This window comes from Marinobacterium sedimentorum (genome assembly GCF_024267675.1).
In the GTDB taxonomy this organism is placed as follows: Bacteria; Pseudomonadota; Gammaproteobacteria; order Pseudomonadales; family Balneatricaceae; genus Marinobacterium_A; species Marinobacterium_A sedimentorum.
On record NZ_JALDYX010000012.1, the window covers coordinates 57,436 to 73,030 of the forward strand.

General features: G+C 56.6%; 14 protein-coding genes. 11 read left to right on the forward strand and 3 right to left on the reverse strand.

Annotated elements, in window-relative coordinates:
- Positions 1-14: 14 nt before the first annotated feature.
- Complete coding sequence (gene dnaA, locus MRS74_RS12110) at positions 15-1,601, reverse strand: chromosomal replication initiator protein DnaA (RefSeq protein ID WP_254580552.1); 1,587 nt, start codon at positions 1,599-1,601, stop codon at positions 15-17.
- 598 nt (positions 1,602-2,199) lie between these two features.
- On the opposite strand from dnaA, the gene rpmH reads away from it, so the two are divergent.
- The 4 genes from rpmH (at position 2,200) to mnmE (ending at position 6,081) form a co-directional block, all read left to right on the forward strand.
- Positions 2,200-2,334, forward strand: a complete 135-nt coding sequence (gene rpmH, locus MRS74_RS12115) for a 50S ribosomal protein L34 (RefSeq protein ID WP_082708503.1) — start codon at positions 2,200-2,202, stop codon at positions 2,332-2,334.
- 32 nt (positions 2,335-2,366) lie between these two features.
- Positions 2,367-2,741, forward strand: coding sequence for a ribonuclease P protein component (gene rnpA / locus MRS74_RS12120; RefSeq protein ID WP_067289207.1), 375 nt, complete (start codon positions 2,367-2,369; stop codon positions 2,739-2,741).
- A 13-nt stretch (positions 2,742-2,754) separates the two neighbouring features.
- On the forward strand, positions 2,755-4,437 hold the full coding sequence (yidC, locus tag MRS74_RS12125) for a membrane protein insertase YidC (RefSeq protein ID WP_254580553.1): 1,683 nt from the start codon (positions 2,755-2,757) through the stop codon (positions 4,435-4,437).
- A 276-nt stretch (positions 4,438-4,713) separates the two neighbouring features.
- Positions 4,714-6,081, forward strand: coding sequence for a tRNA uridine-5-carboxymethylaminomethyl(34) synthesis GTPase MnmE (gene mnmE / locus MRS74_RS12130; RefSeq protein ID WP_254580554.1), 1,368 nt, complete (start codon positions 4,714-4,716; stop codon positions 6,079-6,081).
- A 203-nt stretch (positions 6,082-6,284) separates the two neighbouring features.
- On the opposite strand, the gene MRS74_RS12135 is transcribed toward mnmE, so the two are convergent.
- Both MRS74_RS12135 and MRS74_RS12140 read right to left on the reverse strand, forming a co-directional pair.
- Positions 6,285-7,163: a DMT family transporter gene (locus MRS74_RS12135; RefSeq protein WP_254580555.1), complete on the reverse strand. Its 879-nt coding sequence runs from the start codon at positions 7,161-7,163 to the stop codon at positions 6,285-6,287.
- Between the two features lie 80 nt (positions 7,164-7,243).
- Positions 7,244-8,494, reverse strand: a complete 1,251-nt coding sequence (locus tag MRS74_RS12140; RefSeq protein ID WP_254580556.1) for a M24 family metallopeptidase — start codon at positions 8,492-8,494, stop codon at positions 7,244-7,246.
- Positions 8,495-9,535: 1,041 nt separating this feature from the next.
- Between MRS74_RS12140 and mnmG the strand changes: the two genes are divergently transcribed.
- The 7 genes from mnmG to atpE all read left to right on the forward strand — a co-directional run bounded on the left by mnmG (position 9,536) and on the right by atpE (position 15,581).
- Entirely contained in the window at positions 9,536-11,431 is a 1,896-nt protein-coding gene (mnmG, locus tag MRS74_RS12145) for a tRNA uridine-5-carboxymethylaminomethyl(34) synthesis enzyme MnmG (protein ID WP_254580557.1), read from the forward strand.
- Complete coding sequence (rsmG, locus tag MRS74_RS12150; RefSeq protein ID WP_254580558.1) at positions 11,431-12,057, forward strand: 16S rRNA (guanine(527)-N(7))-methyltransferase RsmG; 627 nt, start codon at positions 11,431-11,433, stop codon at positions 12,055-12,057. The genes mnmG and rsmG overlap by 1 nt, the downstream gene beginning before the upstream one ends.
- A gap of 2 nt (positions 12,058-12,059) precedes the next feature.
- The gene (locus MRS74_RS12155; protein WP_254580559.1) at positions 12,060-12,890 is read left to right on the forward strand and encodes a ParA family protein; all 831 of its coding nucleotides are present in this window, start codon (positions 12,060-12,062) and stop codon (positions 12,888-12,890) included.
- On the forward strand, positions 12,890-13,768 hold the full coding sequence (locus MRS74_RS12160) for a ParB/RepB/Spo0J family partition protein (RefSeq protein WP_254580560.1): 879 nt from the start codon (positions 12,890-12,892) through the stop codon (positions 13,766-13,768). The genes MRS74_RS12155 and MRS74_RS12160 overlap by 1 nt, the downstream gene beginning before the upstream one ends.
- A gap of 251 nt (positions 13,769-14,019) precedes the next feature.
- Positions 14,020-14,430: an ATP synthase subunit I gene (locus MRS74_RS12165; protein ID WP_254580561.1), complete on the forward strand. Its 411-nt coding sequence runs from the start codon at positions 14,020-14,022 to the stop codon at positions 14,428-14,430.
- A 16-nt stretch (positions 14,431-14,446) separates the two neighbouring features.
- Complete coding sequence (atpB, locus tag MRS74_RS12170; protein WP_254580562.1) at positions 14,447-15,268, forward strand: F0F1 ATP synthase subunit A; 822 nt, start codon at positions 14,447-14,449, stop codon at positions 15,266-15,268.
- A gap of 85 nt (positions 15,269-15,353) precedes the next feature.
- Positions 15,354-15,581, forward strand: coding sequence for a F0F1 ATP synthase subunit C (gene atpE, locus MRS74_RS12175; RefSeq protein WP_438362336.1), 228 nt, complete (start codon positions 15,354-15,356; stop codon positions 15,579-15,581).
- The last annotated feature ends 14 nt before the right edge of the window (positions 15,582-15,595 follow it).

A 15,595-nucleotide genomic window follows, 5' to 3' on the forward strand; every position in this document is an offset into this window, starting at 1 on the left:
TTCCGATCCGATAACTACGCCGTGAGATGACGCAGCAGGTTCTGATAATCTTCTCTGATGTCCGTATCAATCTCCCGCAGCTCCTTGATCTTGCGACAGGCATGCAACACGGTAGTATGATCACGACCCCCAAACGCATTGCCGATTTCGGGCAGACTGTGGTTAGTCAGCTCTTTCGACAAACTCATCGCGACCTGCCGGGGCCGGGCAATAGACCGGCTGCGGCGCTTGGAAAGCAGATCGGACATTTTAATCTTGTAGTAATCGGCTACAACCCGCTGAATATTATCAATACTAACTTGTTTGTCCTGCAATGCCAGCAGGTCTTTCAGCGACTCCTTAATGAAGGGCGTACTGATAACGCTGCCGGTAAAATGCGCGTTGGCAATAACACGCTTGAGCGCACCTTCGAGTTCACGCACGTTGGAGCGAATTTTCTGCGCCAGAAAGAAGGCGGCATCATCGGGCAGGATAATCTTGGCTTCTTCAGCCTTCTTCATCACGATGGCGACACGGGTTTCCAGTTCAGGCGGCTCGATGGCCACCGTCAGCCCCCAGCCAAAGCGTGACTTCAGCCGCTCTTCAACGCCGCTGATTTCCTTGGGATAGCGGTCACTGGTCAGAATCATCTGCTGACCGCCCTCAAGCAGGGCATTAAAGGTATGGAAAAACTCTTCCTGGGAGCGCTCCTTGCCGGCAAAGAACTGGATATCATCGATCAGCAGTGCATCCACCGAGCGGTAATAGCGCTTGAAGTCATTGATCGCGTTCAACTGCAGCGCCTTCACCATATCGGCGACAAAACGCTCGGAGTGCAGATAAACGATACGGGCGTTGGGGTTGCGCTTGAGCATTTCTGTGCCCACGGCGTGCATCAAATGCGTTTTACCCAGGCCCACACCGCCATAGATAAAGAGGGGGTTGTAGGAGCCGCCGGGATTGTCCGCCACCTGCTGCGCGGCCGCCAGCGCCAGCTGGTTCGACTTGCCGCCCACGAAGGACTGGAAGGTAAAGGAGGGGTTGAGGTTAGACTGGTGCCGCACACCGCCCTCGACCTCCACAACCTTGTTGCGATCATGCCGCGGGCTCATGGTTGTCGCGAACACAGGTTCTGCCGGCGCCATGTCCAGCTCCAGCTGTGGTTCAGGCACTCCGGGCAGGGCCTCTGGCTCATACTCCTGTTCCTGGGGCGCAGCGGTGTAACGCTGCTGCGCTGGTGCTTCAGGCTGCGCGGCCGGTGCGCTGTTATAGGCAGGTTCCGCATAAGCCGGAGCCGGGTCCCGCGGCGGTGCCGCCGGGCGGGTACGCAGTGGCGCCATGGCCGCACGGACGGGGGAACGCAGTGCGCCGCCGCCATGCTGCGCGACTTCGAGCCGTACATCGGCGCTGATGTCGCCGGTGACATCACAGACCACCTGGCGAATACGGTTGAGGAAACGGTCGTTTACCCAGTCACGCACAAAACGGTTCGGCGCCATCAGAACAAGCAGACTGTCACGACCGGGCTCCGCCTTTAGCGGGCGAATCCAGGTGTTGTACTGCTGAGCCGGGAACTCCTCCTGCAGACTCCTCAAGCACTGTTCCCAAAGCTCGGTGGACATTGACTCTCCTGTGGCGCGGCCGAACGCTATCACTAGCAACGTTATAGCGGGTGATTCTAACGGGTAAAATGAAACTTATCCACAGTGTTGAAAACTTATTTCCCACCCTGCCAGTACCGGATCTGAAGCGGCCAAAACCACCGCCTGATGCCTCCCTGCGCGGCCAAAGTAAGCTAACTCACTACTTAATGACAGCTTATATAACAGGTTACAAACAGTGTATTTATATGTTTTTAAAGTATTTATATGGTTTACTAACAAAAATATACCGCAATCTTCAAACATGGCACACAAGGCACTCGCACTGTGCTATTCAAGCCCTAATAGCTGCGGCAGCCTCGCCCTCACAAGACCCCTGGGCAGAGTCGTGCACAGCCTTCTTATATAAAGAAGTCACGATACGGCGGCGTGGAAAGCCTCCCGCGGCGGGCCATCAAGCGCAAAAAACGGTCATTTAATGTGCATTAGTGCCAACGAAGCCGTTGCGAAGGCCTGTTATTTACCCTATAGTGTCGCGTCTGATTTTTACCCGTGATTTTTCCAGTCTCCTAACACTCCTTGCGATGTTAGTCAGGACTGAGTGAGTAGGACTGAACCCATGAAAAGAACATTTCAACCCAGCGTACTGAAACGTAAGCGCAGCCACGGTTTCCGTGCTCGCATGGCTACCAAAAATGGCCGCCTGGTACTGAACCGTCGCCGTGCAAAAGGTCGTAAGCGTCTGTGTGCTTAATGTACACAACGCTTATGATCTGGTAGCAGTGGATGGCCGGATTCGAATATCCTCGCCAGCTCAGGATTCTGACTGGCGAGGGCTTCCAGAAGGTTTTTGACAAAGTCTCTCTGAAAGTCCCTGATCAGCCCATATTGATACTTGCCAGCTTCAACGAGCTCGATCACCCCCGTATCGGGTTTGTCATCTCCAAAAAAAATGTACGTCGCGCTGTGAAACGCAATCGTATTCGACGTATCATTCGCGAGTCATTTCGCCTCAATCAGCATAACCTTCCCCCGGTTGATCTCGTAATTCTGGCACGCAAAGGCCTGGATGAGCTTGAACCCGAAGAAGTGCATCAGCTTATGAAAAAATGCTGGTCACGGCTGAAACACAAGGCAAAAAAAGCTAACCCGCAGAGATAATGGTCCTTACGCCATGGATGTAAAGCGAGTCATATCATTTGCTGCCCTTGCACTGATTTCCTATGTGCTGGTGCTGCAGTGGAACGAAGATTACGGGTCAAAGCCCGCCGCTCCCGCAAGCCAGACATCTGTTTCGGCCTATAGCAGTCCTGCCGGTGACGAACTGCCCACGGCAGACATAACCGCTACAGCGCAGAGTGCAGAACTCCCCGCTACAGGCACCGAAACCACCCCGACCGCCGCAGCCAAATCCCGTCTGATCAGCATCCGTACCGATGTACTGGACGTGCTGGTTGACACCACCGGTGGCGACATCATTCAGGTTGCACTGCCCCAATACAAGGCGACGATCGACGCTGATCTGCCCTTTGTACTGCTGGAGCAGACCAGCAATCGCACCTATGTTGCCCAGAGCGGCCTGATCGGCCCCAATGGTCCCGATGCCGCCACCTCGGGTCGTCCGGTTTACAGTGTGGACGCGTCCGCGTTTGAACTGGGTGCCGCCGACAGCCTGAACGTTGACCTGAGCTTCACCGATTCTGCCGGCGTCAAGGTAACCAAGCGCTACAGCTTCACCAAGGGTTCGTACCAGATCGGCCTGGAATATATTGTCGACAACCAGAGCCAGCAGAGCTGGACGGCGAACCTGTTTGGCCAGATCAAGCGGGACGGCAGTGCCGATCCGTCGTCCACCACCGATATGGGCATGCAGTCGTATCTGGGTCCGATTTTCTCCACCGCAGATAACAACTATCAGAAGGTCAAGTTCGGCGATATAGACGACGAAACTTTCAAGCAGCGTTCCGCCGATGGCTGGGTTGCCATGGTGCAGCACTACTTCATCAGTGCCTGGATTCCGGCCCCGGGTGCCGAATATACCTACAGCACCCGCAAGCAGAACGACAACTACATTGCCGGTTTCGTCTCACCGACCATTACTGCCGCCGCCGGCCAGCAGCAGAGCGTCAAGGCTACCTTCTATGCCGGTCCCAAGGATCAGGTACAGCTGGCCGCCGCCCAGGAAGACCTGCGACTGACCGTGGACTACGGCTGGCTCTGGTGGATCGCCTCGCCGCTGCACATGCTGCTGACCTGGATCCACAGCGTGCTGGGCAACTGGGGTCTGTCGATCATCGCCATTACCATTCTGGTGAAGGGTGCACTGTTCAAGCTCAATGCCAAAGCCTTCAAATCCATGGCCAACATGCGCAAGTTTGGCCCGGAAATGCAGCGTCTGAAGGAACTCTATGGCGATGACCGCCAGAAGATGTCCCAGGAAATGATGGCGCTGTACAAGAAAGAGAAGATCAACCCGCTGGGCGGCTGCCTGCCGATGGTTGCACAGATGCCGATCTTCATCGCCCTCTACTGGGTACTGATGGAGTCCGTTGAGCTGCGCCAGGCCGACTTCCTCTATCTGGCAGACCTGTCCACCAAGGATCCGTACTTCATCCTGCCGATCCTGATGGGCGTGAGCATGTTTATCCAGCAGTCGCTCAACCCGTCTCCGCCGGACCCAATGCAGGCGAAGATCATGAAGATGCTGCCTATCGTCTTCACCTTTTTCTTCCTCTGGTTCCCCTCCGGTCTGACGCTGTACTGGGTGTGCAACAACGTGCTATCGATCGCACAGCAGTACGTGATCAACAAGCAGATCGAAGGCGGCGGCAAGAAAGAAGCCAAGGCCAGCAGCTAACGGGCTGCATCAAAAAAGGCTCCTTCGGGAGCCTTTTTATGTTCAGGATGAACGGTATACCGCGGGCGCATGGATGCGCAGGAGCGGTAAATGTTCAGGATGAACGGCCAACAACTGCTCCTGCGTTTTTGGCACTCTCGCCCTCCATGGCGATTGTATGTCGCGGGCGCATGGAAGCGCATGAGCCGCGCGCGCTCAGCATAGCTGCATAAATACTCGCGATATGTTTTGCTTGGCAGAAGACGCCTTACAACTATTAACTCTACGTTGTTTACCATGAGCCCAATCAATCAGGACACCATTGCAGCCCAGGCCACAGCGCCCGGCCGAGGCGGCGTCGGCATCATCCGGGTCTCCGGGCGCCGCGCTGGCGAAATAGCCCAGAGTATCCTCGGGCACCTGCCCAAGCCCCGCTATGCCCACTACGGCGCCTTCCAGGATACGCAAGGGCAGGAGATCGATCAGGGCATCGCACTCTACTTCCCGGGGCCCAATTCCTTTACCGGCGAAGACGTGCTGGAACTGCAGGGCCATGGTGGCCCTGTGGTGATGGACTTCCTTCTGAAGCGAGTACTCACACTCGGTGCAAGGCTTGCAAAGCCTGGCGAGTTTTCCGAGCGCGCCTTCCTCAATGACAAGCTCGACCTGGCCCAGGCGGAGGCAATTGCCGACCTGATTGACGCCAGTTCAGTGCAGGCAGCACAGAGTGCACTGCGCTCCCTGCAGGGCGAGTTCTCACGCCGTATCCACGCTTTGGTCGAAGCCCTGATACAGCTGCGTATCTATGTTGAGGCGGCGATTGATTTCCCCGAGGAGGAGATCGACTTCCTGGCCGACGGCAAGGTACTGGGCGACCTGCTGCAGATCATCGATCAGCTGGAGGCGGTACAGAATGAAGCCCGCCAGGGCAGCCTGCTGCGCGAGGGCATGAGCGTGGTGATCGCCGGGCGCCCCAACGCCGGCAAATCCAGCCTGCTGAATGCGCTGGCCGGGCGTGAAACCGCCATCGTCACCGATATCGCCGGCACCACCCGCGATGTCCTGCGCGAGCACATTCATATCGATGGCATGCCGCTGCATATTATCGACACCGCGGGCCTGCGCGATGCGCCGGATGAAGTCGAGCGCATCGGTATCGACCGCGCCTGGCAGGAAATCCGCAAGGCCGATCGCATCCTGATGATGGCCGACAGCACCCAAACCAGCGCCACCGAACCGGATGAGCTCTGGCACGATTTCGTCGAGCAGCTGCCCGATCTGTCCAAAGTCACCGTGATCCGCAACAAGGCCGATATCAGCGGCGAGGAACCGGGTAAAACACAGGTTGGTGAGCACACACTTATCTCGCTGTCCGCTAAAAGCGGGCAGGGCATAGAGGAACTGCGCGAGCATCTGAAAGACTGCATGGGCTTTAAGAGCACTACCGAAGGCGGCTTTATGGCGCGGCGGCGCCACCTGGATGCCCTTGAGCGCGCCCATGAACTGCTGCACACAGGCCGCGACCAACTCGAACATATGGGGGCGGGCGAACTGCTGGCCGAAGACCTGCGTCAGGCCCAGCAGGTACTGAACGAGATCACCGGTGAATTCAGCTCCGACGACCTGCTCGGGCGTATCTTCTCGAGCTTCTGTATCGGCAAGTAAGAATGTGAATACGAAGAAGCCCGCGACCGGCATGAAGTCCGTCGCGGGCTTTTGCGTTTTGGGTACGAAATCAGGCGAAACTCGAGCAGCTATTCAGGCACCGGAAACCGCTGCCTGCTCATCGCTGCCGCCATGCACAAAGCAATCGGTACGTTACGCCACAACCCGCAAACGATTTTTCGGCCCTGGGCCAATGACGTTAATCATGCCCCCAAAAGCCTGGCAGGTTGGCGCCTGGACTGAGACCAGATCATCAGCAGCGCCGCTGAAAGCACCAGGACTCCGCCCAGCAGGCTGTTTTCACTGAGGGTTTCGTGCAGCAGCAGCCAGGCCCAGAAGATCGACGCCACCGGTTCCAGCGTCGAGAAAATGGCCACATCAAACTGGCGCCTGAGTATCCCGATACCCTTGATCAGCAGCAGGAAGGGGATAAAGGTCGAGACGATGCCCAGCGCCAGCACCGCACTCCAGCCCCGTGCGCTTTGGGGCAGGTCGGCGTAGCCCAGAATGGCCGGCACCGAGAACACCAGCGCCGCCCCGATCAGCGTCCAGGCGGAGGAGCCCAGCGCATCACCGGCGGGCATCCAGCGTGGTGCCCCCACCAGATAGGCGCTGTAAAACAGTGCCGCCCCCAGGCCAAACAGAATACCGACCCAGGAACCGGCGAAGTCGCCATCCAGAGTAAAATAGACCCCCGCCAGGGCACCGACCAGCGCCAGCAGGCGCGATACGGTCAGGCTTTCCTGGCGTCGTGCCCAGCCCTGCAGGAACACCAGCAGCGGAAACAGGCTGAGCAACATGACAGTAAGGCTCACTGTGACCTGCTGCAGCGCAATGAAATAGCACAGCGATGCCATGCCGTTGATCATTCCAAGTACGCCAGCCCCCGGTCTCAGGCGCCGGGTTTTGCCAGGTATGAACAGTAACAGCAGGAGGCTGGGCACCAGAAAACGTAACCACACCAGCCCCAGCGCATTGGCACCGTCGGCATAGACCTCGCGGGCAAACAGCGGCTGCAGGCTAAAGCCCAGCGCCGCCAGCAGCACCAGGGATGCACCCTGCAAATAAAACTTGATTGGCATGAGTAAGGTATCCACAAAGTAAATAGGGAATCACCGGTCAATGCGATGAATCCCAAAAAAGTGTTTCCGATCCGGCAAATCTAAAGCAACCAGTCGTCTTGCCACGGATAGCCTGACAGCGGCTCGCAACCATGGGCGCTAATCAGTACCTGCTGCTCCAGCTTGATACCTTCACGACCACCTTCTTCACCGATATAGCTCTCAACACAAACCACCATGTTCTCCTCGAACAGGCCGTCGTAACCGCCGCTGTCCCAGTCTTTCCCCGCATGGGCCACGGCCGGAAACTCATCCGCCAGCCCCACGCCATGCACCAGGCAGCAATAGCGGTTGTGGTGAAATTCTGCCGGAATCGGCCAGGCCCGGTGGGTAAAATCCCGGTAACTGAGCCCGGCCCTGAGCAATGCCATATTGGTATGGATCTGTTCATGGGCCAGGCTATAGAGCCTGCGCTGCTCATCCGTGGGAGCCACATGGCCCACCGTCCAGGCTCTGGAGATATCCGCGCAGTAGCCGTAGGGGCCAATCAGGTCGGTGTCAAAAGACACTATCTCGCCGGCCTGCATTACCCGGTCGCTGGACTCCTGCATCCAGGGATTAGTGCGCGGCCCGGAGGCCAGCAGCCTTGTCTCGATCCACTCGCCGCCGTTACGGATATTCTCGAAGTGCAGCCAGGCCCAGAGTTCGTTTTCCGTCATGCCGGGGCGCAGCTCATCGTGCATGCGGGCGATGCCCTGCTCACAGACATTGATGGTCCAGCGCATCAGCGCCAGCTCGTCCGCCGACTTGATACGTCGGGCTTCCTCCATCAGGCTATGGCCTTCAACAAGCTTCAAACCCAGACGCTGCAGCAGCTCAAGCCCTTCGAACTCGGCCCTGTCCACCGCCAGCCGCGCGCCCTTGCCAGCATGATGGCGTACCAGATCCGCGATCTCGGCGGCCCAGAGCGCGGCTTTTTCACCTATGCGCGAGCCGGCACCAAAGTAGCTCCAGTTCAGCGCCGGGCGAATCTCGTCGATCAGCTCATTGCCGTGCTGCAGGTGCTCGCAGTTGTGGAACTCCCACAGAATCACCGGCCCCTGTGCAAACACCAGCGCATAGCGGGCATAGTTGTGCAGCGTCCAGACCTGCATGTTCGAGCTGTCGGTGGCATAGCGGATATTCACCGGGTCGTACAGCAAGATGGCGGTGCAGTCATTTGCCAGCAGCTGCTCGCGCACACGCTGCAGGCGATAGCGCCTGGCCCCGCGGTGCGTCTCTGCCGTGACGGGATTGCGCAAGGGGGCCTGCTCTGCAGGTAACTGGCCCGTGCACTTGTTCTTGTCCGGCATAACTCACCTTTAAAGGCAGCATATTGTCGTTATTGTGGCGTCCAAAATACGCTAACCAGAGGCGCTGTAAATCGACAAATACTCACCGGGTCATTACCAAAAATCACCCGACCTACAGCCGCAGGAGGGGCCAGGATCGGCGGCTTCTGAGCGGACCAAATCAACGGGTATCTCGACGGCCTACCCCAACAGCTTTATCAGCGAACTATCGGATTTCGAGCCATCAATATAGACTTTTGAATTATACAGGCGAGATCTGCACTGCCCTTAAAAGTATCCACAGGCAATAGTGGCAAAATAGTTATTCACACCAATAAGGTTACACACAGTTAATCAGCGAATAACACGCAAAACAAGGTTATTCACAAACGCATATTCAGTGGCTATGCACCTGCTATACCCCCATGAAACAACAGCTAATGAACTGAGTTGTTCAACATACAAGATATTGTATTAAAACAGTTTATATTATTTACGCACAGAAACTATCAACACAGTAGGGCGGCTGCCTATGGTGGCTGTTGTCAGATAAACAGGGAGACGCAGTCTGAATTGAAGCCATTGTGGATAGAACCTCGTCTTGCCAACAGCTTGTTGACAGAAAAGGCACAGCAGCGGCAAATATTTGTTTGGACGGCCAGGATCGATTTTATCCTGTGTATAGCTACGGGACAGACCTTGGGATATCGCTGTGCATAACCAGGCCTGTGCATAACCACCAGTTTCATCAACAGGCTATGCAACGCTTGCGCCCCCATCCGATAGCACCTTCATAACAACCTAACAATCAACGCAAGCTATTGTTATATATGTATTAAATAGCCTTTTGAACAGAAGAGGTCCTTACTAATAACAACAACAATCATTAAACACATATATAAAGAAAAATATATTTAACTCTTTAAGAACCCAAAGCGTTGAACAAAGACAGTGTTCATTTTTTGAACATTTTCTAATCGACAACATGGGAGTATACTTAGCGCCCATTTTACGACTGACTCGTCTGTCAGACGGGCAATACTCAACCAGAGGTACTCATCGGTGGACTATCCAGGTCGTTTCGACGTAATCGTGATTGGTGGAGGTCATGCAGGCACTGAAGCTGCATTGGCCGCTGCACGCATGGGCGCTAAGACCCTGTTGCTCACTCACAATATCGAGACACTCGGACAGATGTCCTGCAACCCCGCCATCGGGGGCATCGGCAAAAGTCATCTGGTGAAAGAGATCGATGCCCTGGGCGGTGCCATGGCCACGGCCACGGATTTGGGTGGTATCCAGTTTCGGGTACTGAATTCCCGCAAGGGTCCGGCGGTGAGAGCAACCCGTGCCCAGGCTGACCGTATCCTGTACAAGGCTGCCATCCGCGAGATACTGGAAAATCAGCCGAACCTGCAGATCTTCCAGCAGTCCGCCGATGACCTGATCATGCAAGGTGATACGGTGCGCGGCGTCGTCACCCAGACGGGTATTCGATTCCACGCCACCTCGGTTGTGCTGACCGCGGGCACTTTCCTCGGTGGCCTGATTCACATAGGTCTGGAAAATCACTCAGCCGGCCGTGCCGGTGATCCACCGTCCATCGCCCTGGCACAGCGTCTGCGTGAATTGCCCCTGCGGGTCGACCGCCTGAAAACCGGTACTCCGCCGCGCATTGATGCGCGCTCCGTGGATTTTTCCGTGATGCAGGAACAGCCGGGCGATACCCCGGTACCGGTGATGTCCTTCATGGGCAAGCTGAGCCAGCATCCGCGTCAGGTCAGCTGCTATATCACCCATACCAACGAACAGACGCACGAGATACTGCGCAAGGGGCTTGATCGTTCGCCGCTCTATACCGGTGTGATCGCAGGTGCAGGTCCACGTTACTGCCCGTCGGTGGAAGACAAGATCATGCGCTTCGCCGACAAGACCTCGCACCAGGTGTTTGTCGAGCCCGAAGGACTGACGACGCACGAACTCTACCCCAATGGCATTTCCACCAGTCTGCCGTTCGATATTCAGCTTGAGGCCGTGCGTTCGATCCGCGGTTTCGAGCAGGCCCATATCACCAGACCCGGCTATGCCATCGAGTACGACTTTTTCAATCCCCAGGATCTCAAGCACAGCCTGGAAACCAAGCACATGCAGGGTCTGTTCTTTGCCGGTCAGATCAACGGCACCACCGGTTACGAAGAAGCCGGCGCCCAGGGTCTGCTGGCGGGTATCAATGCGGCCAACCGCGCCTTCGAGCGTGATGCCTGGCATCCGCGTCGTGACGAGGCCTATATCGGTGTCCTGGTGGACGACCTGATTACCCACGGCACCGCCGAGCCCTATCGCATGTTCACCAGCCGGGCCGAATACCGCCTGATACTGCGCGAAGACAATGCCGACCTGCGCCTGACCGAAAAAGGCCGCGAGCTTGGGTTGGTCGACGATGCGCGCTGGGCGCATTTCTGCGCCAAGCGCGAAGCCATAGAACTGGAAAAGCAGCGCCTGCGTGAAACCTGGGTGCAGCCCGGCAGCGATCGCGCCAGTGTGCTGAACGCCAAGCTGAAAACGCCGCTGACGCGGGAATACAACCTGGCAGACCTGATCAAGCGTCCCGAGCTGGAGTACCGCGATGTTGCCGCCGCGGCCGGTGGGCCCGGGGTTGACCCGCAGGTGGCCGAGCAGGTCGAAATCCAGTTCAAGTACGCCGGCTACATTGATCGCCAGCGCGAGGAAATCGAGCAGATGCAGCGTCAGGAAAATACTGCGCTGCCCGCCGACATGGATTACAGCCTGATCAGTGGTCTGTCGAACGAGCTGCGCTCAAAGCTTGAATCCGTTCAACCGGCAAGTATTGCCCAGGCATCACGTATTCAGGGCATGACACCGGCAGCCATTTCGCTGCTGCTGGTGTACCTGAAAAAACACCGCTTTAAATCCAGCCAGGAGCAGGCCGCCAGTTAATGGATGCAAAATTCAAGGAACAGCTATTGCGCCAAAGCGGTGCAATGGGAATCGAACTGACCCAGCAACAGGCAGATCAGCTGATGGCCTATCTGGCATTGCTGGTGAAATGGAACAAGGCCTACAACCTCACCGCCGTGCGTGATCCGGCGCAAATGATAGACCGCCATCTGATAGACAGCCTCAGCGTGCTGCCCCATATCCAGGGGCCCCGTCTGATCGATGTGGGCAGCGGTCCGGGTCTGCCCGGTATACCGCTGGCCATCTGTCGCCCCGATATCGCCGTGACCACGCTGGACAGCAACGGTAAAAAGACCCGCTTTCAGCTGCAGGTCAAGGCGGAACTGGGGCTCGATAACCTCGAGGTAATCAACGCCCGGGCCGAAAGCTGTGACCGGCCGCCGTTTGATCAGGTGATTTCCCGCGCCTTTGCCTCGCTGGAAGCCATGCTGCACTGGACCTCACACCTGTGTCGTGAGGATGGTGTTTTTCTTGCAATGAAAGGTCTGTATCCTGAGGACGAACTCCAGGCGCTACCGTCTGGAATCGAACTCAAGGCCAGTCATCCTCTGCGGGTGCCGGGCAGTGAGGGTGCACGTCATCTGCTGATTCTCGGGAGAGCCTGACCTTGGCGAAAATCCTCACCATTACCAACCAGAAAGGCGGGGTGGGCAAAACAACGACCTGCGTCAATCTGGCCGCCTCACTGGCAGCGACCAAAAAACGCGTGCTGATGATCGACCTGGACCCCCAGGGCAACGCCACCATGGGCAGCGGCATCGACAAGCATACCCTCAAGCTGTCGGCCTATGATGTGCTCACCGACCAGGCCAGCGCCGCGCAAGCGCGCCTGACCGAGGTGCCAGGCGGCTATCACGTGATTGGTGCCAATGGCGATCTGACCGCGGCCGAGGTTGAGCTGCTGAGCCTGCCGCGGCGCGAGTTCCGCCTCAAGATGGCGTTGCTGGAAGTGGTGGACGAGTACGACTATATCCTGCTGGATAATCCTCCTTCGCTGAACCTCCTGACTGTCAATGCCCTGGCCTGCTCCAGCGGCGTGATTATCCCCATGCAGTGCGAGTACTACGCGCTAGAGGGCATCAGCGCTCTGGTGGGCACCATCAACAAGATCAATCAGCGCCTTAATCCGGAGCTGAAGATCGAAGGCATTCTGCGTACCATGTTCGATCCACGCATGAGTCTGACCCGCGATGTGTCCAACCATCTGGTGGACTACTTCGGTGATCAGGTCTATCGCACCGTAATTCCGCGCAATGTGCGCCTGGCCGAAGCTCCCAGTCATGGGTTGCCGGCGCTGATGTACGACAAAAGCTCCCGCGGCGCCCTGGCTTACCTCGCTCTGGCGGGTGAGCTGATTCGCAAAACGGCGCAGGTTAAGGCGGCCCCGGCTGCCGATGCCGTGGTGGCCGATAAAGCACAGGTACAGGAAACAAACTGATGGCTGCAATGAAACGGGGCCTGGGACGCGGGCTGGATGCGTTACTGTCCACTGTGGAACAGGTACATGAACCGGTGACCAGGGAGTCGGTCGCGCCGCTGGACGGTTACCGTCTGCTGTCGGTCGACGCCATTCAGCGCGGCCGTTATCAGCCCAGGCGCGATCTTGAGCCCGGTGCCCTGGAAGAGCTGGCCGACTCCATTCGTGCCCAGGGCATCATGCAGCCGATAGTGGTGCGCTCGGTGGACGGCAACGACCGCTTCGAGATCATTGCCGGTGAGCGCCGCTGGCGCGCCGGTCAAATGGCGGGCCTGACGGAAATCCCGGTGCTGGTACGCGAAGTCTCCGATGAGTCCGCCATTGCCATGGCGCTGATCGAAAACATTCAGCGCGAAAACCTCAATCCCATCGAGGAAGCCGTGGCACTGCAGCGGCTGCAGCAGGAATTCGAGCTGACGCAGCAGCAGGTGGCCAAGGCCGTCGGCAAGTCGCGCTCCACCATCGCCAACCTGCTGCGGCTGATGAAGCTGGAGGAGGAGGTCAAGAAAATGCTCGACTACGGCGACCTCGAAATGGGGCATGCCCGTGCCCTGCTGGCGCTTGAAAGCGAAGCTCAGCTTGAAGCTGCACGAGACGTGGTTGCCCGTGGCCTCACGGTGCGTCAGACCGAAGCCCTGGTGCGCAAGTTGCAAACTCCCCAGCCACAGACTGCAGAACCGGCCCGGCAGGATCCGGCACTGGAGCAACTGGCCGGTGAACTGTCGGCCCGCTTTTCAGCACTGGTGTCCATCAGTCGCAATACCCGGGGTAAGGGCAAGATCAGCATTGCCTACAATAGCGAAGCCGAATTGAATGCCATTCTTGAAAATCTGAAATAGATATTAATTAAATCATGTTGATTGTTTTTTAATCTTTTGTTTACTTCCGGCCATTTGGATAGTCGTCTGTTTTGCTGTCCTGTGAACACTTTCTAATGACTTCGTAACCTAAAAGGTACCTTCCTAGTACCTTAGTGCAAAAGGCGCTGACTTCGGTTGATGCCATACAGCAATACCCCTATAATCGGCACGCTGTTTAAGGGGGGAAAGGTCGGAGCCATTCGTCAGGGCTTGTAATTCTCGGGGAAAACATGGGAAACCAGCGTACAGGAACCCAGTCCCGGGATACCAGGCAGCAAATCCTTGGCGTGCTGTTGATTCAAACGATCGTAATGCTGGTATTGTCGGCGGCGCTGCTGCTGCTGATGGGAGACGTCTTGGCCTACTCGGCGCTGCTGGGTGGGCTTATATATATAGTCCCCAACCTGTTTGTCGCATTGCGCAGCTTACCCCACCGCGCGGGATCCAGGGCCCGGAAGGTCCTCGCGGAGTTATATATAGGCCAAATATGGAAAATGGCGCTGTCGGTTGCCGGTTTTACGGCTACCTTTGTCTGGGTTCATCCCATCAGTCCATTTTCCTTATTTGGTAGTTTCATCCTGTTGCAGCTGCTCGGCATGCTGCTGCAGGTGAAACTCAAAAACCGGTTCCTGAAACTTTAAGCGAGAGAGACTGAGAATGGCGAGCGGGACAGTTACATCCTCAGAATACATAGCGCACCACCTGACCAACCTGACGTTTGGCAACCATCCTGATCAGGGATGGAAACTGGCAGAAGGCGCTCAGGAAGCTGCTGAAATGGGCTTCTGGGCAATCAACGTCGATACCATGTTGTTTTCGGTCGGGCTGGGGCTGTTCTTTATCTGGTTATTCCGCAAGGTAGCAATAACTGCGACCTCCGGCGTGCCTGGCAATACCCAGAACTTCATCGAGACGATCATCGAGTTCGTCGATGACAACGTCAAGAGTATCTTCCACTACAAAAATGAAATCGTCGCTCCGTTGGCGCTGACCATTTTTGTGTGGATTTTCCTGATGAATACCATGGACTTGATCCCCGTTGACTGGCTGCCGTTCCTGGCTGGTGAAATGGGCGTTCACTTCCTGAAGGTCGTTCCCACTACCGATGTCAATGCGACTGCTGGTATGGCGCTCAGCGTGTTCGCGCTGATCCTGTACTACAGCGTCAAGCAGAAGGGACTCGGTGGTTTCATGGCTGAACTGTCGTTCCAGCCGCTGGGCAAATGGCTGTTGCCGTTTAACCTGTTCCTGGAAGTTGTAGGCCTGGTGGCCAAGCCGGTATCCCTGGCACTGCGACTGTTCGGTAACATGTACGCCGGTGAAATGATCTTCATCCTGATTGCACTGCTTCCCTTCTGGGCACAGTGGATTCTGTCGGTACCCTGGGCAATCTTTCACATTCTGGTCATCACACTGCAGGCATTTATCTTCATGGTTCTTACCATCGTATACCTTGCGATGGCCCACGAAGATCACTGAGTGAGATAGCCGAATAGCTCTTATTCGCGACGCGTTTGATTTCAACTTTAACCTTGAACTTGAGAGTGGAGAAACACAAATGGAAATGGGCTTACTGTACATTGCTGGTGCGCTGATGATGGGTCTGGGCGCTGTAGGTGCTGCGATTGGCATCGGTATCCTGGGCGGTAAATTTCTCGAAGGTGCTGCACGTCAGCCTGAACTGATCCCGCTGCTGCGTACTCAGTTCTTCATCGTAATGGGTCTGGTCGACGCGGTTCCGATGATCGGCGTGGGTCTGGGTCTGTACGTACTGTTCGCTGTTGCTGGCTAATAAGTAGAATCGAT